Annotated in this window: 17 protein-coding genes; 4 read left to right on the forward strand and 13 right to left on the reverse strand. The window is 57.3% G+C overall.

Annotated elements, in window-relative coordinates:
* The first annotated feature begins 14 nt into the window (after positions 1–14).
* On the forward strand, positions 15–1,076 hold the full coding sequence (locus Poly24_RS12375; RefSeq protein WP_145095384.1) for an NAD-dependent epimerase/dehydratase family protein: 1,062 nt from the start codon (positions 15–17) through the stop codon (positions 1,074–1,076).
* A gap of 8 nt (positions 1,077–1,084) precedes the next feature.
* Positions 1,085–1,588, forward strand: coding sequence for a methyltransferase family protein (locus Poly24_RS12380; protein WP_145095387.1), 504 nt, complete (start codon positions 1,085–1,087; stop codon positions 1,586–1,588).
* Between the two features lie 80 nt (positions 1,589–1,668).
* On the opposite strand, the gene cydB is transcribed toward Poly24_RS12380, so the two are convergent.
* The 5 genes from cydB to Poly24_RS12405 all read right to left on the reverse strand — a co-directional run bounded on the left by cydB (position 1,669) and on the right by Poly24_RS12405 (position 8,641).
* Positions 1,669–2,697 carry a cytochrome d ubiquinol oxidase subunit II gene (cydB, locus tag Poly24_RS12385; protein WP_145095391.1) on the reverse strand — a complete coding sequence of 343 codons (1,029 nt, stop codon included), beginning with the start codon at positions 2,695–2,697 and terminating at the stop codon, positions 1,669–1,671.
* On the reverse strand, positions 2,694–4,166 hold the full coding sequence (locus Poly24_RS12390) for a cytochrome ubiquinol oxidase subunit I (RefSeq protein WP_145095394.1): 1,473 nt from the start codon (positions 4,164–4,166) through the stop codon (positions 2,694–2,696). Before Poly24_RS12390 ends, cydB begins: the two co-directional genes overlap by 4 nt.
* Before the next feature lie 217 nt (positions 4,167–4,383).
* Positions 4,384–5,697, reverse strand: coding sequence for a hypothetical protein (locus Poly24_RS12395; RefSeq protein WP_145095397.1), 1,314 nt, complete (start codon positions 5,695–5,697; stop codon positions 4,384–4,386).
* Entirely contained in the window at positions 5,694–8,027 is a 2,334-nt protein-coding gene (locus Poly24_RS12400; protein WP_145095400.1) for a serine/threonine-protein kinase, read from the reverse strand. Before Poly24_RS12400 ends, Poly24_RS12395 begins: the two co-directional genes overlap by 4 nt.
* Positions 8,024–8,641, reverse strand: a complete 618-nt coding sequence (locus tag Poly24_RS12405; protein WP_197452529.1) for a sigma-70 family RNA polymerase sigma factor — start codon at positions 8,639–8,641, stop codon at positions 8,024–8,026. The genes Poly24_RS12400 and Poly24_RS12405 overlap by 4 nt, the downstream gene beginning before the upstream one ends.
* A 534-nt stretch (positions 8,642–9,175) precedes the next feature.
* On the opposite strand from Poly24_RS12405, the gene glnE reads away from it, so the two are divergent.
* Complete coding sequence (glnE, locus tag Poly24_RS12410) at positions 9,176–12,268, forward strand: bifunctional [glutamate--ammonia ligase]-adenylyl-L-tyrosine phosphorylase/[glutamate--ammonia-ligase] adenylyltransferase (RefSeq protein ID WP_145095406.1); 3,093 nt, start codon at positions 9,176–9,178, stop codon at positions 12,266–12,268.
* Between the two features lie 74 nt (positions 12,269–12,342).
* Here glnE and Poly24_RS12415 read toward each other — a convergent pair whose 3' ends face one another.
* From Poly24_RS12415 to Poly24_RS12450, 8 genes are all read right to left on the reverse strand, one after another.
* On the reverse strand, positions 12,343–15,060 hold the full coding sequence (locus Poly24_RS12415) for a DNA translocase FtsK (protein ID WP_145095409.1): 2,718 nt from the start codon (positions 15,058–15,060) through the stop codon (positions 12,343–12,345).
* A 186-nt stretch (positions 15,061–15,246) separates the two neighbouring features.
* The gene (gene tssK / locus Poly24_RS12420) at positions 15,247–16,644 is read right to left on the reverse strand and encodes a type VI secretion system baseplate subunit TssK (protein WP_145095412.1); all 1,398 of its coding nucleotides are present in this window, start codon (positions 16,642–16,644) and stop codon (positions 15,247–15,249) included.
* A gap of 126 nt (positions 16,645–16,770) precedes the next feature.
* Positions 16,771–17,619 (reverse strand): hypothetical protein, encoded by an 849-nt coding sequence (locus tag Poly24_RS12425; protein WP_145095416.1) that lies wholly within the window; start codon positions 17,617–17,619, stop codon positions 16,771–16,773.
* Between the two features lie 175 nt (positions 17,620–17,794).
* Positions 17,795–18,229 carry an arsenate reductase ArsC gene (locus Poly24_RS12430; protein ID WP_145095419.1) on the reverse strand — a complete coding sequence of 145 codons (435 nt, stop codon included), beginning with the start codon at positions 18,227–18,229 and terminating at the stop codon, positions 17,795–17,797.
* A 12-nt stretch (positions 18,230–18,241) separates the two neighbouring features.
* Positions 18,242–20,032 carry an arsenical pump-driving ATPase gene (gene arsA, locus Poly24_RS12435; protein ID WP_145095423.1) on the reverse strand — a complete coding sequence of 597 codons (1,791 nt, stop codon included), beginning with the start codon at positions 20,030–20,032 and terminating at the stop codon, positions 18,242–18,244.
* A gap of 31 nt (positions 20,033–20,063) precedes the next feature.
* Positions 20,064–20,435: an arsenite efflux transporter metallochaperone ArsD gene (gene arsD, locus Poly24_RS12440; RefSeq protein ID WP_145095426.1), complete on the reverse strand. Its 372-nt coding sequence runs from the start codon at positions 20,433–20,435 to the stop codon at positions 20,064–20,066.
* A gap of 98 nt (positions 20,436–20,533) precedes the next feature.
* Positions 20,534–20,863, reverse strand: coding sequence for an ArsR/SmtB family transcription factor (locus tag Poly24_RS12445; protein WP_145095429.1), 330 nt, complete (start codon positions 20,861–20,863; stop codon positions 20,534–20,536).
* A gap of 303 nt (positions 20,864–21,166) precedes the next feature.
* Positions 21,167–22,438, reverse strand: a complete 1,272-nt coding sequence (locus Poly24_RS12450; RefSeq protein WP_145095432.1) for a 6-phosphofructokinase — start codon at positions 22,436–22,438, stop codon at positions 21,167–21,169.
* A gap of 610 nt (positions 22,439–23,048) precedes the next feature.
* Between Poly24_RS12450 and Poly24_RS12460 the strand changes: the two genes are divergently transcribed.
* Entirely contained in the window at positions 23,049–25,604 is a 2,556-nt protein-coding gene (locus Poly24_RS12460) for a polysaccharide biosynthesis tyrosine autokinase (protein WP_197452531.1), read from the forward strand.
* The last annotated feature ends 111 nt before the right edge of the window (positions 25,605–25,715 follow it).

Genomic DNA, 25,715 nt, shown 5'->3' on the forward strand with positions numbered 1-25,715 from the left:
CGACATTTAGCACGATGAAAAAATTACTGGTTACTGGATCCTCTGGCTTGATCGGCTCCGAAGTCTGTATGTACTTCGCCTCTGCAGGCTGGAAGATCCACGGGGTCGACAACAATCAACGCGCCGTCTTTTTTGGACCTCAAGGGGACACGCGTTGGAACCAGCAACGACTGGCGAATAAGATCGACGGATTCGAACATCACGAAGTCGATATCCGGGACCGAGAAGGCGTTCTGGCGCTGGTTCGAGAGGTTCGGCCCGATGCGATCGTGCATACCGCAGCTCAACCCAGCCATGACCGCGCCGCAGCGATCCCCTTCGACGATTTTGACACCAACGCCGTGGGGACGTTGAATCTGTTGGAAGCGACGCGACAAGCGTGTCCCGAAGCGCCGTTTGCCCACATGTCGACGAACAAGGTTTATGGCGATCGTCCCAACACGATTGCGTTGCAAGAACTGGAAACCCGCTGGGACTACGCCGACCCAGCGTATGCTGGCGGGATTCCCGAAACCTTCTCGATCGACCAATCCAAACATTCGCTTTTCGGAGCTTCGAAAGTCGCGGCCGACGTGATGGTTCAAGAGTATGGTCGCTACTTCAACATGCCCACCTGCTGTCTTCGCGGCGGTTGCTTGACCGGTCCCAATCATACGGGCGTCGAACTCCACGGTTTCCTCAGCTATCTAGTGAAGTGCAATCTGGAAGGCAAACCGTACACCGTGTTTGGGTACAAAGGTAAACAGGTTCGCGACAACATCCACAGCGAAGACGTCGCGCGATTTATCGCGGCGTTTATCGAGACGCCTCGTGTTGCGGAGGTCTACAATATCGGTGGCGGAAAGGCGAACAGTTGTTCGATCCTCGAAGCGTTCCAGATCACCGAGCGATTCACCGGACGCCAACAGCAATACACCTACAGCGATGAAAATCGGATCGGCGATCATATCTGCTACTACAGCGACCTGAGCAAGATGCGAGCCGATTATCCCAGCTGGGATATCACCGTCAGTTTGGAAGAGACGATCCAACAGATCGTCGCCGCCTGGCAGCAACGGCCCAAAAACGAGGGCTGATTTATACGATGGCGAAGGCGAAACAAGGGCGGGATCGTGCGAGCGCATCGGAAGCCGCCGACGCATCCGCAAGTGGTGTCTCAGCACTCGACCGGGGGCTCGTTTTCGTCCAGTTCCTGGTACCAACGCTTCTGATCTTTTCGTTGCGTATCGATCGGGACAACGCAGCGGCATTGCTGGTCTGTGTGGCAGGGATCGTCTTGCATGTCGCGGCATCGCGTTCGCTGGGCAGACGCAATTTTCGTGTTTTGCCTCAGCCGAAAGCTGGCGGAGTCTTAGCCGTATCAGGCCCGTACCGGTGGGTGCGACATCCGATGTACACGGCGCTGCTGCTGTTCTGTGTCGGCCTGGCGTTGGCTCCGCCGACTCTCTGGAAGGGCGCTGCACTGCTGGTGCTGTTGTGCGTGTTGATCGTCAAGGCGAAGCGAGAGGAAGTTTTTCTGAGCCGCAGATACCCTGATTACGCTTCGTACGCGAAAACCAACTGGATGTTGCTTCCACCGATGCTGTGACTTTGCAACGGCGGATCGCCCTTTCGGCTGAACGCATGTGCCAACGTGGCCGCTACTGAAATCAGACCCTGACTCGCGGATCAGTAACTGTTTGGGTCCAATTTTACTTTGCCATGGAAGATCCAGTAGATGATCACGGTGTAGCTGAGCACACAAGGGATTCCGATCGCCGCAATGATCAGCATGGTTCCCAAGGTGGCTTGGCTGCTCCGAGCATTATCCAGAGTCACGCTGTAGGCCGGATCGATTGTCGAAAGCATCAGGTTCGGAAAGATGGCAACGCTGAACAACGCCGCAAAAGCCAAGATCACCATGGCCGACGAGAAAAACGCGTATCCTGGCCGATTCAGATGCATCGCCCGCGGGATGTTGAGGACTGCTAAAGCGTTCAAAATGGGGACGATCCAAAGCACGGGGAAGTTGGCGATGTTCTCGGTCGCATGCGGCACGTGCCACCACGTCGCAAACGTAGCGACGACATAGAGTCCCGCGAAGGTGAGGAACAATGGGTGGATTGCCCGTTGCACACGTGCTTGCAGTTCGTCTTCGGTTTTCAAATACAAATAGATGGCCCCGTGCATGGCGAACAACGAAACCGTTAACGCTCCGATCAGCAACGGGTACCAATAGATCTGGCTTAACAGGCTTCCTTGGTAGACGTACCGCGGTCCCAGTTCCATTCCCGCCATCACGTTTCCGCCCGCCACGCCCAGCAGTGCCGCTGCGGTAAGCGAGGAGAGGAAGAAACCAAAATCCCACGTTTTACGCCATGCGGCCGATTGCACTTTGGAGCGAAACTCGAGACTGACAGCGCGGCCGATCAGACAGGTTAACAGCAGGAAAAACGCAGTGTAAAAGCTGCTGAAGACCGTCGCGTAGGCGACTGGAAAGGCGGCGAATAACGCACCCCCAAAGGTCACCAACCAGACTTCGTTGCCGTCCCATAGCGGACCGATCGAATTCATCACCAACCGTCGTTGGCGATCGTCCTTGGCGATGAACGGGTGCAGGATTCCTACGCCCAAGTCGAAACCATCGAGGATCGCGTAGCCGCATAGCAACACGCCCAACAACACAAACCAGGTAAACGTCAACAGTTCGTAACTCATCCCGTCTCCTTATCCATTAACGATCCACCATACGCTGTACCGCCGTGGCGAATCGAGTCGGACATCGATTCCTCTTTGTGGCGACGTTTGTAGTCGGTCAACTCCTCGGGGGAGTCGGGGCCGTGCTGGATCTTCTGGTTCAGTACAAAGATCCAAACGGCGAACAATAGCGAATAGATGATTCCAAACAGGATGATCGAACTGAGCACCTGTTGTGCCGTCACCGATTCGCTCAGCCCGTCGGCAGTCCGCATCCCCATCATCTCGACGCCGTTTTGTACCGATGGGTAGACGACCCACGGCTGCCGTCCGACTTCAGCCGTGATCCAGCCCGCCTGATTGGCCGTCATCGCTGCCAGTGGCATCAGAACGACGGCCCACAACAGCCATCGGCGCTCTCCGTACGTCCCTCGATACCAAGACCAACAGGCCATCCCTGCGACCATGATCATCAGAGTCCCCATGCCGACCATGAGGTGGAACGTCTGAAAGGGAAGCCAGACCGGCGGGCGAGCGTCTTCGGGAATTTGATCCATTCCGGGAACCGGGCGCGATGGGTCGTTGTAGACCATCAGACTCAACAATCGCGGGATCTGAACGCCAAAGTGAACCTTCTTGTTCGCCGCGTCGGGCCAGCCGAAAAGATACAGCCCCGTTGGTTCCTCGCTTGTTTCAAAATGAGCTTCCATCGCGGCCAGTTTGGCGGGCTGCGTCTCGACCAGCTTTTGAGCGGAATCGTGGCCGGTCGCCCCGGCTAAAAGAGTGAACAGCAGCGCCGTCGGCAGTGCGATCGAAAGACAGCGCCGAGCGACGGCGTCGTGTCGGCCGCGAAGCAGATAAAACGAACAGACCGAGGCGACAAAAAACGCTCCTAAGACCAAGGCGCCGATCAACGTATGCGTCAACCGATCGACGGAGGAGGGATTGAAGACCATCGCCCAGAAATCGGTTACTTCCGCCCGCGGCACCTGTTCCCCCTGAACGTCATGCCAAACGATGTGGTATCCAGCGGGTGTCTGTTGCCAGCTGTTGGCGACGACGATCCAGACGGCGCTAAACGCCGAGCCAAGAAAGACCATCAGGGTGCTGAACAGGTGCATCTTCGGGCCGACGCGGTCCCATCCGAAAACGAGTACAGCCAAAAAGCCGCTCTCCAGAAAAAACGCAAAGATCCCTTCGGCGGCCAATGCCGATCCGAAGACATCGCCCACAAAGCGTGAGTAGGCGGCCCAGTTCGTGCCGAATTCGAATTCCATCACGATCCCGGTGGCGACGCCCATCGCAAAGTTGACGGCAAAGACGCGGGTCCAGAAGCGGGCGGCGGCTTCCCAGGCGGGATTGCGAGTGCGATAGAACGCCAGTTCGCACAGAAACAGCTGTAGCCCCAAGCCGATCGACAACGGCGGAAACAGATAATGGAACATGATCGTGCCGGCGAACTGCAATCGGCTGAGAATTTCAACGTCCATTGGTCTCTAACGCTCCGAAGTTCAAGGGGCTGAATCGGTTGTCGATCCGACCATTGTTCCTAGATCTTGGCGTTTGAACAGATAGTGTGGCAGAACGCCACTGGCACCGTCCTGCGGGAGAAACTTGGTGTGGGCGCGTGCATTTCGTCACCGATCGGTCGGACCTTCACGAGGTCCACCGCAAACGAGTTATCGGTGCATGGATCGATGGGCGGTCCTAGCGAGATTCCGCATCACGCTTTCGGCGGCCCAAGGGATGAAGCCTGGTGGAGGCCTGCTGACCGGCTTCGGAGTTCGTCTGAGTGCGTCGCCGTAGCGATAAACATGAAGCGACCGCAATGACACCAACGGCCGAGGCCCAGTGGTTTGTGGCGGCAAGCGATTCAAAAACAATCGCAAGCTGGCTAGGATCGTTGCGACCTTCATCGCCAGGCGATTGCGCGTCGGCTTCCACAAACAATTGAGTCATGTTCATGCCACCATACGAGATTGCCATCCCCACGAGTTCAGTCGTCGCGCCGGCGGTAAGATCGATCATCTGGTCGTGGACGATCTGAGTGAATGAGCGATCGCCATTGTTCGGTTGAACGATCCAGCGGTCCAATGCATCGCCAAATCGGTCGCCACTTCTATGCCAATGTTGCCATCGTTGTGCGGCGTCGCTTTCACCGCGAAGAATGTCGGCGTAATCCGATCGCAAAAAGCCATCCTGCTTATCGACCCCGAGTGCCGAGAAAGGGGATGACTTCGAACCGGTGAGTTCGATTGCTCGCAAGCTTTCCGACCAGTCCAGGGCATCCCAAGCGATGGAGTCGCGTCCCTCACCCCCTGTTTCGGCATCGACAAATTCCCCCGTTTCATCCTCGCTCCATTCAAGAATCGCTCGATCGATTCGGGCAGCGGTTTGGCCGTCGGAGGCGTCGTCGTCCGCTACGGGGGTCGCCGTCGCCACGGGATCGGGGTGGGCTGTTGCGTCGCCATCGCTGTGGATTGGAGACGCTTCGGAATCGGCTTCGGAATTCGATGCCTGTTCGGTCATCGCATCTTCGGTCCCCGAGTTGTTCAAGCTCGAGCCCGAATCCGCATGAACCGGTAGCGGCTTCGAACCGGACGAATTGAGGCTTTGCGGTCCATTCCACAACGAATCGTTCCAGTCGAACTGCACCGCTTGGACGTTGTTGGGGGATGGATTGCTTGTTAGTAGACGCGCGCGAAGTTCCGGTAGGGCGACGAACGTGAATTGAGGCGTCGCTGAATAGGTTGCGGCCCCATTGCCATTGGGATGATTGTGCCAATCAGGTCGGGCGTCCGATGGCGGAACACTGCGGAAGCCACGCGCTGAGAAGACTTCATACGTCATCACCGAATCGGCAACGCGCACATCGACCGTTCCCAAAGGTCGAACGTTGTTGGGGCGATCGGATTCGAGCAAGCCATCGGCAAACGAAACCACATCGCCTGCCAACATCGAACGCGATTCGAGCGATTCGATGCGAAAGGGACGCCGAGTTTTGGCAGCTGGCTTTTTCATAAGTTGGGGTCCACGATCGGTGCCGACTTCAAGTTCTGTTCAATTTTGTTCAATGCCCTGCGATAATGCAACGCCTGAGGTTGCAAAGCCACCGCATGTCGAGCGCGTTTCAAGGCCTCCGACAACGCCGCATCAGCGCCCGTCAGATCACCGCGGCCACGCTTCAATACGCTCAAATTGTTCCAAATGCCACCGGCTTGATACGCTAATTCCGCATCCTTGTCGTCGGATTGAGATAGTGGATCGATAATCGCGATCGCCTGTTGAAACGTCACCTCCGCCGCGTCCGGCGCTTCGTTGGCCGCTTGAGCTCGGCCCAAATTGTTGAGCGCGATGGCGTATTCGCGACGCAATTCCATGTTCCACGGGAAAGTTTCGAGCATTCGTTCGAACAAAGCGATCGAATCGTCGTAGGCGTTTGCGCTGGCAGAAAAGTCGTGCGTTTCGAATAGCAACGCCCCTAAATTATTTCGAGCGATCGATGCCTGACGCAGTTGTGCCAACGAACGATCGGTCCGCGTATCGTCCCAATCACACATTCGGTTCAGATCGGCAGCTGCCGAGATTGCTGCGTCGGTGGCACCGTGGTCATGGAACTCCATGCACAGGTCATTGAGAGCAACGATCAATTGGCTGCTAGCATCCGCACTCGCCACCGGTGGCCGGGCGAGGGCCGATTGCGCCTGGGCCAGCTCGTTTCGCGCCGCAGACAGCTCGTTTTTTGCGACCCGTAACCGGGCCATGTTCACGTGCGTCAGCCCCTTTGCCAATCGGTTGTTATCCATTTCGGGCAGACGTTCGGCCGACGTGACCGCTTGTTGCAGCCGCAATTCGGCGGTTGCCAAATCGGCACGGGCTAGGCAAGCTGCGGCCCACTGGTTTTCCGCCCGACACCGCAATCGCGCTTCGTCGATTCGTCCCGCGTCGACGTTCAGCAAATCGATCAACTGGCGGTATTTCGTATCCGTGGCGGCGTCGGTTCCGTCGGCCTGCACCAACTCTGCCAGTTGCAAACGAGCCACTTGCAGACGCAGCGTGGGATCGATGCTTGCAGACCCCGCGACGCGATCGGTCGATCGAAAACGAAAAGTCGTTGCCGCCAGCCCAATCGCAATCAACAGCGTCAGCCCGGCGGCGATCATCGCCAACGTGCGTGCATGTTGCCGTAGAATCCGCGACGTGCGGATCCACAAACTTTCGCGGCGCGCGTGGATTCGTTGCCCTTGAGCGAACCGCGTCAGATCGTCGGCGAATTCGGCTGCGGTTGCATACCGTTGGGTATGATCGGCACGGATCGCTTTAAGGACGATCGTTTCGAGATCGCGTGGAATACGTGGGTCCCAATGACTCGGGGGCTTGGGGGCGTTTTGATCGATCCGTCTTAGTAGGCGTGCACTGTCGTCGCCCCGAAATAACGGACGCAGCGCTAACATCTCATAAAGGGTTGCCCCCAAGCCGTAGACATCGGTGTGGGGCCCGATCAGATCGACTCGTCCGCGCGCTTGTTCGGGACTCATGTAGCGGTACGTTCCGATCAGATCGCCCGTCTTGGTAAGGCTTTGTTCTTGATGGATGCGGACCAACCCAAAATCGGTCAGCCAGAGCTTGCCGTCGCGATCACGAAGCACGTTGGAAGGTTTGATGTCGCGGTGAACGATGCCGTTTTGATGGGCTTGATGCAGCGCGTCGGCAATTTCAGCGGACCGCAACGCGATTTGGCGGAAACGATCGTTGCCCGACAGTAGCGATCCACTGGCGGTATCGGCAGCATCGCGACGGCGCGCGCGCGCAGCGGCGATGTGTTGGTCCAATGAATCACCATCGATCCGCTGCATCGAATAATAGTGAACCGCTTCGTCGCAACCGATGTCATAAACCGGAACGATGTTCGGATGGGAAAGCGATTGCGCGGCGCGGGCTTCGCGGGCAAAGCGTTCGATCAATCCATCATTCAGCGACGAACCAAAGGCCAGGATTTTCAGGGCGACCGGGTGTTGATTCCGTTTGTCGATCGCGGCATAGACAATGCCCATCGCGCCGCGTCCGATCTCCTCTCCTAGTTCGTAATCGACCAAACGGCTTGCGCGATCCGATTCGGAAAATGAAGGCTGGACGTGGCTGTTGTGGACCTGTTGGATCAGATTTAAGCCCGATAGGTAGTCGCGCAGCGGCCGCGCCAAGTGCGGATGCTGTGCAACAATCGTTTCGATATCGGGCTGTCGTCCCTCTTCGCTCGCGATCAAATATTGATCGAGCAGTTCGACCAACAGCGTTTGATCGGCGGCCGACAGATCGTCCAACCCGGCTGTTGAGTTCTCGGTGCGACTCATCCGGCGGACGCCTCCGCTTCGTATAGCTCACGCAGTTTCTTCAACGCCCGCAACCACAACAATCGCGTCGCGGTGGCGGTGCGTCCCATTTCCAGTGCGACCTGATCGAACCGTAACCCTTGAAAGTTTCGCAACATGATGACTTGCTGGTAATGTTCGGGCAATTCATCCAACAGGTCGACCAATCGACGCGATTCCTCGCCACGGCTGACGATTCGGCTGGCCGTCGATTGATCTGAAGCTAGTAGACTGGCGAGTCCGGCGGCGCTCGAATCGACCGAACCAGCCACTTGGTCCAACGATACCTCGCGGCGGACGTCCCGTTTGTCCGCTTTCATGTGGCGTTCGATTGCGCGAAATAGGTTCCGCGACAGAATCACTCGCAACCACGCCGAAAACTGCTCCGACGATTGGCCGCGAAAATCACCAAAATCCCGATGGGCAGCAAGCATTGTGTCTTGCACGATATCCGATGCGCTGACGCGTTGGCCCAGTCGATGGCTGATCTGCGAAGCAGCCAAGACGCGCAGGTAGCTGCGGTAGGTCTCCAGCAGACCGCCCAAAGCTTCTGTTTCGCCGTCGCGGGCTTTCGAGAAGGCTTCTTCAAATTGCAAAGACTTCGCCCTGTTCGATGGTGCAATTCCCAAGGCCGTTGCCCGGTGAAAACGCGGGTCCGATTCCCGATGGGTATAAACTGATGGCGGAGAGAAAGTCCTGACCACCCGTTAGATAAGGTAGTGGATTCTAGCCGGAATCCGCTAAGAAATCCAGTTTAGCCGTAGCCCAACCAATGGGTAAAACCCTGTTTCCATGGTGCGCCGCGAACGGTTCGATCGATGTTTGGCCTATGCCGCGAACCGCTGGCGACCTTTCCGCCGCCCGTTCGCCCATGACGGATTATCCGTTTTCAATGTCTCCACGGTGCCGGGATCGTCCGGGGTTCGATTGCAACGGTTCTTCCGGACATGCTAGCTGCTTGTACGTTCGCCGCGTGGCGAGGGGGCGGACTGTGGCGGAGTGGAAGGGGACCAAATGCGGTTTTGCCAAGGAGGACCGCTTGCCCCGCGTGGCATCGGGGCAGCGGAATGCTAGAATCAATGGCCTGAAATTCGCGGTAAACGCAACCGATCGCCGAGGCCTTGCTTTCCATGTCTTTGACCAATGAGAACGATCAACTGACCGATCCCGAAGCGGCAGCTCAATGGCTGAAATCGTTGGGAGTCGAGGATTCGGAACGGGGCTTGGAATCGCTCACTTCGATCCGCCGTGGCGGCCTGAACGACGAGATGTTTGGATTTCTGTGCAGCCAGCTGGCCAGTCATCTACCCGACGCTAGCGACCGCGACAGCGCGTTGGCGAACTTGGATCGTTTCATCGCCGCCTCGCGAAGCCCTCAGTCCCTGGTCGCGCTGTTCGAACGCGATCGCAGTTCGTTTCCAACGTTGCTGCGGATTTTTTCCACCAGTCAGTATCTCGCCGATCAATTGGTCCGTGCTCCGGATTCTTTCGATCTGGTTCGGATCACCGATGGACAACCGGTCGCCTATCAGGTTCTGATCGACGATCTGTTGAGCGATCTTTCAACGGCGCGGGATGAAGAAGGAGTGATGCGGGTGTTGCGCGTCTATAAGCAGCGTGAAACCCTACGGATCGCGTACGGCGATTTCATTCGCGAAGCTCCTTTGGAACGGGTCACCCAACAGATCTCTTTCCTTGCCGATGCGATCACCCAAGGGGCGGTCATCGCGGCCCAACGGTTGTTGGAAGATGCACGCGGTTTCCCCGTGCGACTCGATGGGAGACGGGCCCGTCTGGTCGTCCTGGCATTAGGGAAATTGGGCGGTTCGGAATTGAATTACAGCAGCGATATCGATCTGATGTTCCTGTGTGACGAAGCGGAAAAGACCAACGGCACGCGATCGATTCCGGCTGCGGAATACTTCGAGCGATTGACGCGGATGGTGATCCGATTGCTGGACGAACCGACGGAACTGGGGTCGGCGTATCGAGTCGATCTTCGAATTCGTCCCCACGGCGAAAATGGTCCGCCGGTTTCGGACATCGCGTCGGCGATTCGTTATTACGATTCCAGTGGTCGGACCTGGGATCGCCAAGCGTTGATTAAAGCCCGACCAATCGCAGGGGACTTGGATTTGGGGCACGAGTTTCTGTCGGCCTTGAAGCCATGGATCTATCGGCGTTTTCTCAGTCGCGTCGACATCGCCGGGATTCGTCACATCAAACGGCGAATCGAAAAGCGAGCGAAACGGGCGGGGGACGAAGCGCGGAATGTCAAAACGGGGCACGGGGGAATTCGCGATATCGAGTTTTCCATCCAATTCCTGCAGTTGCTCAACGGCGCCGATCTGGAACCGGTGCGGACGGGCAATACCCTCAACGCGATCGATGCGTTACAGCAGGTTGGCTGTCTGACGCCGCAAGAAGCAACGGTGTTGTCGGAGAACTACAAATTCCTCCGAAGCGTCGAACATCACCTGCAGATCATGTTCGATTTGGAAACGCATACCATCCCCAGCGACCCACGCGAACTGACACGGTTCTGTTGGCGTATGGGGTATCGCGATGCCGACGGACCGCAATCGGTCGCGGCGTTTGGTGCCAAATTAGCCGAGATGCAGTTGGTCAATCGCCGGATCCTCGACCATTTGTTGCACGATGCTTTCGGCGATGAAGAACAGGTGCCAATCGAGACCGAATTGGTTTTGGATCCCGATCCCAGCGATCAGCAGATCGCCGAAGCGTTGCAGCCGTTTGAATTCGCCGATCCGAAGCAGGCCTATCAGTTGTTGATGGAGCTGGCGAACGAAAAGATTCCGTTTCTTTCGACGCGGCGTTGCCGGCACTTCCTGGCTGCGATCGCGCCACGCTTGCTGGCGTCGGTCGCCAAAACCCCCGATCCGTCGCTCGCCTTGGAGAATATGGTCCGGGTGAGCGATTCGTTGGGTGGCAAGAGCGCGTTGTGGGAACTGGCCAGCTTTGCTCCAGCGACGCTAGAAATGGTCGTCCGCTTGTCGGCGGTTGGGCCTTATTTGATCGGGATTTTGACCAGTAATCCGGGCATGATCGACGAATTGATGGATTCTTTGATCTTGAACCGTTTGCCTTCGTACGAAGAACTCGATTCGTTGGCGACCGAGATGTGTCGTGGTGCCGAAGACGTGCCGCGGATTCTATTCAGCTTCCGCAATTCGGTCCATCTGCGCGTCGGCGTTCGCGACGTTTTAGGGAAGGATGACATCCAGTCGACGCACCAAACGTTGGCCGATTGCGCGGAGATCTGCATCCATCGAATTGTGCAAGAACAATACGAGGTCTTGGCCCGGCGATTCGGTGATCCGCAGACCCGCGACGGTCGACCGTGCGATTTGGTGATCCTTGCGGTCGGTAAATTGGGCGGACGCGAACCGAACTACCACAGCGATCTGGATTTGATGTTCCTTTATGAAAGCGAAGGACATACGCGGCCGCGCCGCGGTGGTCGCAGCGAAGGAACCACCAACAATCACTTCTTTAATCAACTGTGCCAACGCGCCACGCAACTTGCTAACGCCGTCTCGCCGCAAGGCCGGCTGTATCATGTTGATACGAAACTGCGACCCAGTGGCGGCAGCAGCATCTTGGCTGTTCCGTTCGCTCAATTGGTTCACTATTTCGCCGGCGGATCGGGAACGCTTTGGGAACGGTTGTCGCTGTGCAAGGCACGCCCGATCTACGGTTCCCCCGAAGCGCGGAATCTCGCGATGCAATCGATCCGCGAAGTCGTGAATCAGGCGAGCGGAATACCCGACCTGCGCGATCAAGTTTGGGAATTGCGGCAGGCCTCGCAGTGCGATGCTTCGGCAAAGAACCTGAAACGGTCTGCCGGTGGCACGATGGATGTCGAATTGATCGTGCAGATGTTGCAACTGCAGCACGCGGCGCAACATCCCGAGGTGCTGGTGCCGGGTACGCTGGGAGCTATCGAAAGCTTGCGGCGGGCTTCGATCCTGGATGGCGAAACGGCGAATCAATTGGAGGATGGTTACGCGTTCTTGCGGCGGGTGGAATCGGCGCTGCGACTGTTAAATACGCCTCAACGACATGATCTGCCAACCGACGAAGATATGTTAGGCAAGTTGGTCTACCTGTTGGGATTCGGGGATTCCGAGTCATTGATCGCACAATGTGAGAGCCATCAGCGCATGCATCGCGAGATCTTCCAACGCGTTTGCAATCGATAGTTTCGTTGCACGATCGTCGCTCGGGGGGCGGGGGACGCGTGAAGTGATGCGCGTGCCCCGTATGGGCAGTCGGATTACGTTTCCCAGCTATCTTCGGTTTCTTCTTCGTAATCCATCGAGACGACATCCATCTCGTCGTCGTCGAGGTCCGCATCGTCGTCCCAGTCGTTGGGCTCACTCACGGCTCGCAACGGTTTGGCGGCCTTCTTCTTTGGTTTCGCCGGTTCGCCAGCCTCCGCGCTTCCGTTTTTCATCGCTTCCCACTGCGACGCGGTGATGATGACTTCCCTCGCCTGAGCGCCATTGTATTGGCCGACGATCCCGTCTTCAGCCATGAAGTCGATCATTCGAGCGGCGCGGCCGTAGCCGATGCCCAACGCACGTTGCAGCAACGACAAACTGCCTCGCCCTTCGTTGAGGACGACTTCGATTGCACTCTCGTACAGGTCGTCGCGGCGGCGCAGTGCGGTGACGTTTTCTTCGCCACCGGCGGCCCCTTCTTCGTCCTTGACCTTCAAATTCATCAGCTCGCCGACAAAGTTCTGCTCGGTCATGCTGCAGTGGTCGACCACGCGATCGATTTCATCGTCGCCGAGGTAGGTGCCCTGGCCACGGATCATCGTGCTGGTTCCCGGCCACAGGAATAACATATCGCCGTTGCCCAACAGCTTGTCCGCTCCGTTGGCATCCAGAACCACGCGGCTATCGCTGCTGCTGGCGACCTGGAATGAGAGCCTCGCTGGCAGGTTACTTTTGATCAGACCGGTGATAACATCGACCGTTGGCTTTTGGGTGGCGAGAATCAAGTGGATGCCGACGGCACGACTTTTCTGAGCCAAACGAATGATGTGCGTTTCGGCATCTTTGCCGCTGGTCATCATCAAGTCAGCCATTTCGTCCGCGACGATGACGATGAACGGGAGATGATCGGGAATGTTGGCCGCTTGTTCTTCGTCTTCGGGTTGGAAGCGGCGTTCCAGTTCTTCGCGTCCCAATTGGTTGTAGCCGTTGATGTGTCGAACGCCTACTTTCGCCAACAATGCGTACCTCTCCTCCATCTTGTCGACGGCCCACGACAGGATCGCTTCGGCCTTTTTCATGTCGGTCACGACCGGATGCATCAGGTGGGGCAACCGTCCATAGCCGGACAATTCGACCATCTTAGGGTCGATCATCAGCATCCGCACCTCGTCGGGACGTCGTGTCATCAGGATCGATGTAATGATCGAGTTCAAGCAAACGCTTTTACCGGTACCGGTCCGGCCAGCGATCAACAGGTGAGGCATCTTGGCCAGATCGACGGTCAGCGGATTTCCCGAGACGTCTTTGCCCAAGAAGATCGGAATGTTCATCTTGTTCGCCGAACCGGCGCACTCTTCGATCACTTCACGCAAGTGCACGGTCTGCCGTGTGTCGTTGGGAACTTCGATTCCGACCGTGTTTTTTCCTGGGATCGGTGCGACGATACGAACCGTTGGCACGCGCAGGGCGATCGCCAGGTCGTCGGCCAAGCCGGTGATCTTGTTTAATCGCAGGCCCTTTTCCAGTTCGACTTCGTACTGCGCGATCACGGGACCGGTTTCGATCTCTTTGACGCGGACGTTGAGGTTGAAGTCAGCGAAGGCTTGTTCCAACAGACGAGCTTTGCGACGGACTTCGACCAATTGATCGTCGTAGCAGATGTCGTCCGATTCATCCAACAACGTAACCGAAGGCAACAGATAGTCGTCGGCCCCTTCGGGCATTTGTTCCCGCATCGCGTCGGACAGTGAATCGGTATTCGGTTTCCGATTCTGTTTTGTCTTGACCTTCAATTCGTGCTTATCGGGCGTCTCTTCGTGAGGCGGATCCAAGCGCAGGTTGACGGTCTCGTCCTCGACCACGATGTCGCGGGTCTGCGGTTCGGGCGCTTCGGGTTCGGCAACCTCTTGCGGTTCTTCGGCCACTTCGGCTTCGATCTCTGGTGCCGTTTCGACCAACGCATCGACATCGTCCGCAGCCGTCAACTGCTCCGGCTTGCGACCGCGAATCCGTACGCTTGGCTGCGATACCGGTTCCGCTTCGTCCTGCGGTTCGTCCGCGTCGTCACCTTCCAGGTAGCTAGAATCGTCGATGTCGGTGCGTAGCGTTCCGGCGTGCAGGGATTTCTTGGGAAGGATTTTGCCCACCTGACGTAGGCCGGCCACCGACGTCTTTGCGCTGGTGCTGGCGACTTTCCCGGTCGCATAGACCAAGATGTAGTCGGTCGCCATCAACATACCGAACATCAGGCAGGTGAACGTCAAGATCCAGGCACCCGCCGATGCAAAATGCAGCCGCAGCCAAGCACTACTCATCGCGCCAAGATAGCCACCGGCGCCGACCAACGGCATGTGGGCCAGATCGAACTGGGAAAGGGAAGCACCGGTCGTCAGCGACAACAACACCAACGTCCATCCCAACGAACGCATCATCGGCGCCGAGACACCTCCGCGCAACAGGATCGCGATTGCGGTTCCACCCAACACCGAAACGACAAGACAGGCTCCGACGCCGGCGCCGGTCAATAGCGACCCGGCCAAGATGGCTCCCCAATAACCGCAGGCATTGGTGATCCGACCGTTCTGCGGGAAGACCAGCGCGTCGGGAGTGTACAGCGAACTGAGAGGCCAGACGGGAGGTTCAACCGGATCGGCGGGGTCGAAGGTGAACAGCGACACAGCCAAGATCGTCGTGAACGCAGCGAGGGCAATCGCAGCGACGTCGCGTCGAATGCTCCGCGGCGCCTCAGGGGCGGCGACAGGCTCGGCCATAACTGTGTTCCTCCGTGTGGCAGCGGGCAACCTCATGTTGCACGGCGATACCAAAACCTCGGAAGCCCGAATCCCTGAGCCTCGTCTGTTTGTCCATCGGGACTTATCGGCAGGCTGAGAAACAAACACCATTGGAATGCTAGCGGGCGCCACAGTCGTCGCAACCGCTACAGGATCCCGCGGCGATTAGACCGCCGACGGCGGGACCACGTACAGGACAAACTCCAACGTCGCGGGTCGGCCATCGATCACCACGTCGATCGCGCGGCGGTTTTGCACGTCGCCTGCGATCAGATTCTCATTAAAGCGAACGGCCAGCGAGAGTCCACGTTCGACGGCGGCCCATTGGTCGACCGAGGCTTTCGGGTCGACGCTGAAGAAGACTCGTCCAGGACGCATCGGCAAGCAGCGTGGCGGATCGGCGTGGTGGCTGAACTGCAGCCCCGCGCGACCTAACCGATACAGTTCGTCGACGGTGCTGCCGGCCCCAATCTTCATATCCAAGCGTTTTTCGACCAGCATCCGCGTCTGTTCCGTCGGCAGCGACGAAGCCACGGCGACGAACAAACGCTGGCCAGGTTCCAACCAAGCCGGTTCCAAAGCAACCTGCACCCGTTGCCCGGCTCCAACAAACGCCCGCTCGCTGTATTCGGCTTCGATGACTGCGTCCAAGACGCCATCGACCAGCCGCCGTGCCGTCCAGAAGCAGCTGCCCAAATCATCGTGATCGTATTTCGGCAGATCCGGTACCCGGCGTGCTGCGGTAAAGACCGCCATCCGGCCGACGAAACTCAACAACTGGTGGAAAACCTCCAACGGATGGATCCCCGGCGTGAAGGCCTGCACGCTCAATTCTGCGTAAGCCTCATTCATCACCCGCATTTGTTCCAGGATCATGCGATCGCCTTGCGAAGTCGAATCGAACGTGATCCCCCGCGAAACGACTTGGTTGGAAACGAGATCCAACTTTTTTCCGATTCGATCGAACACCGGTCGGACGATTTCTTGCTCCAGCGTCGCCCAAGCATCCACGGCCAGCAGCGGCGGAATGAAGGTTCGGTCCAGCTCGGGAGCTCCTTCAGCGTGGTCGGCGCGGCGAACGCGCAACAGTGGCATCGTGGAATAACCGGCATGATCGTCGGCGTCGGAAAGCAACCGAACGTTCAATCGACGCAGCTGAATCGGACGCGGGTTCTGGCCGGAATTGGCGTCTTCCAAATCGAGCGATTCGACACGATATCGAGTGGATGCGGCGGCAGTTTCCAGTTTCGGAATCGCCGCAAACAGTGTCAACGTTTGCTTGCCGACCATCGCGTGACGCAGATCCAATTCCGGTAGGCTGCCCGATTCGGGATACGCCACCAGGGTACCGTCACGCATCCGCAACGCGAGTTCGGAAACGACGATTCGGTTGTTTGCCAGGGCGGTGGGGTCGAGCCGGAAGCGTCGCAGACCCCAGCTGAAGTGGCGGTTCCATTGGACGTTGTCGCGGATCTGATCTTGGATGTTGCGTTCGGAGATCTGAAAGTGCTGTGGTCTCAGAAACATTCCTTCATGCCAATGTACTGGCGCGTTAACAAACATCGATTTTCAGCCTTGGGCAAGGGGGAAGGTACCAGCGAACCTGGGATGCCTTCGGACTCCTTCGACCCTTTCGACCGGCGACCCTGAGCGTCAGGGAAAAGATAGTGTTTGCAGCGAATGGTCCGATTAACCAAGCCCTAGCACGCCCAGGAGAGCGAAGCCGCCAAAGTAGACAATTGACCAGATGATCGATACCGTCAACAAGGACCAGCCGTAGGTGCGGATCTCCGGACGCATGAAAGCGTAGATCATGGCATAGAGGCCGATAAACAACGACAAAAAACCGTGCATTGGGGATTCTTTGAAGCCATGGATCATGATCTTGATCCAGAAAAACATGCTGCAGATCTGCAGGAACAACAGGATCACCAGCAACATTCCACGCGGCACCGGCGACGAACCATCGGCCCCTTCTTCAGCAGCGATCGCATTGCTGACGAAGACCCCCATCACCGCCAGTCCCCCCAAACACATCAGGATCGTGGCCAGCACCCAAACCGGCATCCCGGTTCCGCTGATCTGTTGCTGAACCTTCGCATCGCGACGCATGTGCGCCGCCGCTTCATCCAACGCGGCGTGTCCGAATTCGGACGCCGCTTCTTGCGATTCGGTGAAGCCCTGGACCCGTTGACCCGTTTGGGTGTTAAATCCACAGTTCATGCAGACGACCGTCCCGGGACGCATTTCTTTTGCGCACGCCATGCAAACCGGGCCGGTGAGTTGTGCGATCCCTTCATCATCGAACAACGATCCCACGCCGCCCGCGGGGGCCGGAGTCGTGGCGGCCGCAGGAAAGGCCGTCGGATTGGCAGCTGCCGGTGGAGGCGTCGCAGCACGCGGAGGCTGCGCGGACGCAGCACCGCCGCCGGGAACCTTTAAGACTTCTTTGCAGCCAGGGCAACGAATCGACTTGCCAGCGAATTCATCCTTGAGATTTAATGTCTTGCCGCACTTGCACTTAACAGAAATGGCCATGAATCGAATCTAGTCTGCGAGAAAAAGAAGGCGGCGTCACACCGGAGATAGCTGCGTCCATTCTAACCCGCGATCCGGCCTTCGCCAGCTTGGCCCGTGGGGATTCAGCCAGGCGAAAAGATTGTTTCCAATGAGGTGGCAATCGGCAAGCCACGAGCCGTTCCCGATCTGTCGTTTAGCCCATGCTTGAGCGCAGGCGATCGCGAACAAAATCGCGGATCTCATCGCGGACACGGCGATAGTGGCCCATCGCTTCCGCCGGACTGGCCGCCTCGCGGGCAAGTTTCGGGGGATCGTCAAAACCGACGTGAATCACTTTGGCTTCGGTTCGAAATATCGGGCAGTTTTCGTCGGCATGGCCACAAACCGTGATCACGACGTCCAATGGCACGTCGGAAAACAAGCTGACCAATTTGGACGACTGCCCCGAAATATCGACTCCCGCCTCACTCATCACTGCCACCGCGTTGGGATTGAGGCCATGTGCTTCGATCCCCGCCGAATAGACTTCCAACGAATCCCCGTGAAAATGCCGCGTCCAACCTTCTGCCATCTGGCTGCGACATGAATTTCCGGTGCACAGAAACAGCAGCTTCGTTTTTGTCGTCATGTCCAGGAGACCTTAGCGAGAAACAGGGGACTCAAGTTTTGGGTTGTTCGCCGACGTTAAGCGAGCCAGACCTTGAACACCCGTGGGCGGTTCGATCTGCCACGGAACCAAGGCCAGTCGTTGGCTGTGCTCCGATTGTACCTCGTGGATGAATCGCAGTTCGTGTTGTTGGCGACGACGCAAAGAGACGTCGGTCACCGCCAATGGCACGAGGCTTTGATTGATCACCCACGCGAACGGTTCGATTTGAGCGCGACGAAGATCTGCTTGCAGCGTTGCCGCTTCGTGGACGGGGGTCGCTTCGGGCAGCGTGACCAGCAATACGTGAGTAAACTGAGGATCTCGCAATCGTGGCAACAGGTTCTGCACCGCTTCGGGCATCTGTTGGGTTTGGCGTGTCACTTCGCGATGATAGGCCATCGCGGCATCCAACAACAAAACCGTATGTCCGGTCGGCGCGGTATCCAACACGACAAATCGGTCGGTCCCTTCGGCGACGGCTTTCGCAAACGCGCGAAAGACGGCGACCTCTTCGGTGCATGGGGAACGGAGGTCTTCTTCCAGCAGTGCGAGGCCGTCGGGATCCAGGTTTTCACCGGCGGTTCGCAAGACTTCCGCCTTGTAGGCTTCCGTTTCTGCCGCCGGATCGATCCGTCCGACCGTCAGCCCTGGCAACGCGTCGGCCGTCATCGTCGCTGCCAGATGCGCCGCCGGATCGGTGGTCGACAGATGAACGGGCAATCCGCGTTGGGCCAACGCTACCGCCACGGCGGAGGCAATCGTTGTCTTGCCGACCCCTCCCTTGCCCATCGCCAGAATCACGCCGTGCCCAGCTTGTGCCAGTTCATCGACTAACGATCCGAGTCCGCTGGGGATGGTGCCGATCGGTGCGGTTTGTAGATCCGCGGACGCATCCGTTTCCGTCGGTTGGCCAATACGACGCAGTGCTTCGATACCCATCAGTCCCGACCACGACCACGGCACGATCGTTTGTGGAAGAGATTGGGTTTCCGCGGGCATGCCGGCCATCGCCGCCTCGCCCCGTTGTTGCAACGCCATCGCGACCGCATCGTTTGCCTCCTCGCTACAAAACACTCCGTTGATGACCAAGTGTTGGTTGGTCACCCCCAGTTTCCGCAATTCGGCACTTGTTCGCGCCGCCTCGCTAAATGCTGAGGATTCCGGCCGGGCGACCAAAACCAGCGTGGTCACACTGGCATCGCTGAGTGCGGCGACCGTTTGTCGGTAGATGGCTTGCTGCGCTTGCAGTCCCGCCAACGGACCAAGGCATGACGTCCCCGACGTATTGGTTTCCATGAAGCCCGACCAAGCCGACGGTAAGGTGAGCAGACGCAATGTGTGCCCGGTGGGAGCGGTGTCGAAGATCACATGGTCAAACGCCGCGGTCGCGCTTGGATCGCCCAGTAATTTTGAAAATTCATCAAACGCAGCAATCTCGACCGTGCAGGAACCTGAAAACTGTTCCTCCATGCTCTTGACCGCGGCATCGGGCAACACGCCACGGTAGGGGCCGACCATCCGTTCCCGGTAGGCAGTGGCCGCCGCTTCGGGATCGATATTCATCCCGTACAGATTGGGAACCGCCGCCACCGGGGTGGGGTCGTTCCCCAAGGGCGTTCCCAACACCTCGTCGAGATTCGAGGCCGGATCGGTGGAAACCAACAACACACGATGGCCACGATCCGCTAAATGCACCGCCGTCGCAGAAGCCAGCGAAGTTTTGCCGACGCCCCCTTTTCCGGTAAAGAACAAATTCCGCGTCGGTACTTTGATGAAATCCATGTCTGCTCCCCGTGACAAAATTAAGAAAAACCTAACAGCAGCCTGTGTCGCCACAGCACCCACCGGCTCCGCTGACGGGCAATGAAACCGGTCGCTTCAGCGGCGTGTCGGTCCACATCGCTAGGTTGTCACGTGAAGGGTATTCGCCGCGACTGACGATCTGATCATCGACGATGACCAACGGCAGGCAATCTATCCCCGCATCGGTCAACATCTGTTGCACGCTCGGGTTGTTTGCGAACTCGGCGGGATTTTGAGCCAAGTTGAACCGGTGGACTTCGTGCCCTTGAGCGGCCAACCAGTCCAAATCAGCAGCAAATCGAGGCAACACGGGGTCGACCTGCGGACCGCAAACTCCTGTGGAACAACACATCGCTTTGTCGTAAATCGATACCTTCTTCATCTCCAACTCCTTTGTTTAAAAAACACGTAGGTTCAGGGTCACTTATCGGGAAATCGTCTATCGCCGCTGTACGATTAAAAGGGCGAAAAAAAGATCGGCTACAATTCGGCGATCAATGTTTTCAGTCGCGCCAGTCGTTCGTGGTTAATACAATAGCAGACCTTGGGCCCATCGACTTCCCCTTCGATCAAACCCGATTCCTTCAAGATCTTCAAGTGTTGAGATACGGTGGATTGTGCCAGTGGCAATTGCGCGACAATATCACCGCAAACGCAGGCCTTCCGTCCTATCAATAGGCGGACGATTTGGACCCGCGCTGGATGGGCAATCGCCCAAGCCAGTTTGGCAAAGTCAGTCGCCGACGCGTCGGGCGCCAGTGGCACCGGCGTCGAATCACACGGCTTGTTGGAACTTGCTCGCTTAACCATCAATTTCCTTTATCGTTCATCTGCGATTTAGGATAGTCGGCAGCCGTCAGGACGTCAACGGGATGGAGATACTGGGGCTCCCGCGACGGTGAGAACGCCAAGGGCCCACAGACCCTTGGCAGTTACTGAATTATGGGCGTTTCGAAAGCAACGCACTTTGGTCACGCACGCGGTCTGACGACGCTCGCCAGTCCTCACCCCGTAGCCTCCACGAAGTTCTCATGGAAAGCGTTCGCGGCGTGGACGAAACCGTCGCCGCTGGGGCCGCGTTGTGCCTCGAAGCGATCTGCGTTTATCGGCGGATCAGTCTTCGACGCACGTTTCCAGGAAGCGAGCCAGTTTGTAGAAGTCGCTGTCGCGTTCGATGAATCGGACCTTGGTAACCAATGTTTCGGGATCGACCAATTTTTCGAACGGTACGAAATGAAGGTCCAATTGTCCCGAGACCGAAACCATCACGCCATTGAGCTTTTCTTCGTGCAACGCGCGGTAGGCACCCACACCCAACTGCGATCCGAGCATTACATCAAACGCGTGCGGCGGAGCGCAACGGCATTCGTAACCCAATTGAAGGCCGTTGACTTTGCGTGACTTGCCGGTCCGTTCTTGGTAACGGCGTGCCAACAGGCCTGAGATCATCGCGCCGAGGTTGATTTGGGCAATTGCGATGTGGCCGTGTTCGTCGCGATCGATGCCTTCGAGCTGTTTGCTGGGCAAAAATTCGGCAAGTCCTTCGGCAATTACGATCACGCCGTATTCACGCCCCTGGCGTTCGCGTGCCAACATCATGTCGACCATCCGGTCGATCACGCGGTCGATTTCCATCACCGGACGCGTTTCACCCGTCTCCGCGTTGACGACTTCCTCGCCACGCAAACTGCCAGCGATGTCTTCGACACTGAGAACCATGCTCGCTTCGCCCGCGATCGCGGCACCATAAGCCAACCAGCCCGCACTGCGGCCCATCGCTTCGCAGATAAAGTAGGCGCGGCCGGCGGAGGCGTCGTAGTTCAGGTTGCGGATCTCTTCGGCCAAGGTTTCGACGGCGGTGAAATAACCAAACGTGAAGTCGATTCCCATGTAATCGTTGTCGATCGTCTTGGGCAGATGAACCACGGGGAATTTCTTGGCGTCGGCTGGCAACCGATCTTGGAACATCTTCATCTTATTGGCGGTCTTCAAGGTGTCGTCGCCGCCGATCGAGATCAACGCATCGACGCCCATGGAAACAAGGCCTTCGTAAACGCGACGGAGCGGAGCCGATAGCTCGGCGTCATCGAGATGCTCGGGGCTGGAGACGTGCTTGCCTGGGTTGGTCCGAGCGGTTCCGATCATGATCCCACGACTGGTCCGCGCATGAGCCAACATCTCATTGGTGAATTTGATGTAATCGACACCTTCACGCATCGGGCCCGCTGCGGTGTATTCGGCCAGGCTGCTGTAGCCGTGCTTGATCCCATAAACTTCGATACCTTCCTTCATAAACGACGAGGCAGCGGTTGCGATCACGGAATTAGCAGCGGGGGCAGGACCGCCAGCAAACAAGATGGCGACGCGTTTGATTTCTTGTGTCATTGAAAGGTTGCCTGATCGGTTCGGTAGTAGATGGATGGGGAAAGGGGAAAATCCTCGCTGGCAGACCTGCAAATCCAATCGCTGGCCCAGCGGGCGTTGAGGGTAGATTCTAAGCCGTCAGACCAATTCAGCAACGCCCGTTGCGATACCCCGTTGGCAAATCGACATTTCCGTACCAACGATTGGGATCACGTCGCGCGGTGCTTCCTTCGCTCGGTGAGAATCAACGGTCGCCGCCCTGCAATGGTCACAAAATCGCTGGTCCATCCGGCGGGTGGTGGTGCACCGCATTGACTGCCTGTGGGGAGAGAGCCCCGATAAACACAATCGTGTGGCGGGTCGTACCCATCCACTAGCTGTCCGCTGGACCCCATTGAACGATTGGCACGAGCTGCATAATCGCTAAAGTTAGCGTGGCCAACGCAATACTCGATGCAAATCTTTTTCTGACACCAATTTTTTCCTCAAGTGCTTGGGCGAATGTACACCATCCGTATAAGATGGCTGCAACGAACGCCTGGACGGCAACCGCACTTATCTTTCGGTCGAACCGACCCTGCCCGCACAATCACGCTAAACGGCTGCGATTATGAATCAAATGGATCCAACAATGAACATGCACCAAGAGATGCCGTCGTTTGACTACGTCGGCATGCTCTGGCGCCGTAAGTGGCTATTATTGTTTGGTGCATTGTTAGGTGTGGGCATCGGATATCTTTGGTACACAAAGCAACCTCCGGTCTACCAGTCGTCGGCGGAAGTGCAGATCATCGCCCCCAATGCGGCAAAAAACATGCCAATTGAAGGGTTCGAGTATCAGGCCGCTAGTAACCCGCTGGCCGATGAAATCCGCGTGATCCGAAGCGAATTGGTGCTTCGTGACGCCGCACAGATGGGGGATCTCTCGAAGACGAAAACGTTCTCGGGGATGTCCAATGAACAGATCGCGTCGATACTTTCTAGCAGCGGTTCCTTGAACCTGTCGCCGGTCAACGGAAACCTGGGGGGCAACGTGATCACCGTTGCGTTCTCGTGCAACGATCCCAACGAGTCCCGACGAATCGTCCAGTCAGTGGTCGATGCCTATTCAAAATACCTGCAGAGCTTGCATCGCAACGTGGGTGAAGAGACGTTGTCATTTATCGACGAAGCACGCGGAGATGTGCTGCAGCGGTTGCAGGAACTTGAGCGCGAATACGACAAGTTCAAGCAAACCACGCTGTTGGTGAATCGAGGGGGAACGCGGACGAGTGTTCACCGAGAGAATGCCGACCAATTGCTGGCTGAGAAACAGAAGCTGAGCATGGAACGGACGACCATGTTTGGCCAGCATCAAGCGATCAGCCAAGCTTTGGAAGCCAAGCAGGATCCGGCTGCGATTTTGGCGATGCTAAAGCAGGCGTTGGGTGAATCCTTGCTTCCCAAAGACGAGACCCTAGCGGCCGACGAAGGCGACGCCAACGACCCAATCGCCACCAAGTTGACGAGCAAGCTTTCCCCACGGGGGCAAAAGCGGTCGGAAATGATGCGGCAAGATCAATTGTTCCCGTTGCAATTGAAGGAACAGGAACTGTTGAGCGCCTTCGCCCCTTCGCATCCGGCGGTCGCTTCGTTGCGGATCAAAATCGCGGGAATTGAACAACTGATCGCCGAAGTCGAAGCTAGCGAAAAGCGGCTCGAATTGGAAATGCAGAAGGAACTCGACCAGCTGCAAGCCGAAGTCGACAAAGCTGCCGAATTGCGTGCTGCGGGGGAAACCGGTCCAGAAGATCCGATGTTGACGATGCAGCGTCAGATCAATATCCGGTTGGTGGCCTTGGACCAAGGCCTCAAATCGCTGGACCAGCAACTCGCGGTGATCAGTGATGCGTACAACAACGAGCGCGAACAAGCTCGAATCGAGGAAGGTGCAGAAGTTCGAGCCGCTGGTTTCGAACGCGATATCAGCCGCCAGCGTGAACTCTACGAACGCATTGTCGCGCGATTCGACGAATTGAACATCATCACCGATATCGATGGACGTCGCGTTTCCGAATTGAATTCGCCGAAACAAGGTTGGCAGATTGCCCCGTCGATGTCGCGAAATCTTTCGATGGGTTGCTTTCTTGGTTTGCTGGGTGCTGCTGGGATTGGATACCTGTTGGAATGGTCCGACAAGTCGTACCACAGCCCCGACGAAATTGCCGAACACCTGCGGATGCCAGTTATTGGACACATTCCCGCAGTTCGTCCCGACATGGAAAAGGTCAAGGCGATGAAGTCGCAGCTCGACCCGTCACTATGTACCTACTTCCAACCTCGCAGCACATTTTGCGAAGCCTATCGTGCGATCCGAACCGCGCTCTACTTCAGCAGCCAGAAGCGTGACGGTGTCAATAAAGTGATCCAGGTAACCAGTGCGGTTCCGTCGGACGGAAAGTCGACGATCACGGCCAATCTCGCGGTCACCACGGCACAAGCGGGGAAGAATGTTTTGTTGATCGATTGCGACTTCCGTCGCCCTCGCGTGCATCAGTTGTTCAAACTGGAATCGAAGCGTGGTGTCGCTTGGTTGGTGCAGAACATGCCCGACGATCCACGCCAATCGGGTGCGGAAATGATTGGTGAAGCCGTTCAAGAAACGGAGATTCCGAACCTCTGCGTGATGCCATGCGGTGAACGTCCCGCGAACCCCGCCGAACTGCTGTCGTCGCCAAAGTTCGATCGCATGCTGACGCTGTTGAAAGAAAAGTTTGATCTGATTTTGATTGACTCGCCACCGTTGTTGGCCGTTACCGATCCGAGCAACATTGCCGGACGTGTTGATGGTGTGATTCTGGTGATTCGAATTCGCAAAGTCATCCGCCCGATGGCGGTTCGCGCATCGCGGATGCTTGAGACGTTGGGTGCCAATGTTTTGGGAGTCGTCGTCAACGGGGTCGGCAGTCGTGAGGCCTACGGTTACGGTTCGAAATACTATCGTTCGCGAACGAATTATTACGGCGGTGACTACTATCGTTCCGGATACGGGTATTCCTACGGCAACAGCTACGGAACCGGTGACCAATACGAATACGGAAACTACTACGAGGATCCTGCGGATAGCGCCGCAGCCGGTGGGAAGGGCAAGGTTGCTGCAAAGCAACCCGGTTCCGAAGCGACGGCAACCGGCGGTAAATCGGTATAGCGTCGTTGGCCCAACGGGTGGCGAAAAACAGGTGGTTGTGTCATTGAGCAACCGCTGGCGGTACAATAGTGAGATCCTGCTCCCCGTAGCCATTGTCTGCGGAGAGTTTAC

The sequence above is a fragment of the Rosistilla carotiformis genome (assembly GCF_007753095.1).
GTDB lineage: Bacteria > Planctomycetota > Planctomycetia > Pirellulales > Pirellulaceae > Rosistilla > Rosistilla carotiformis.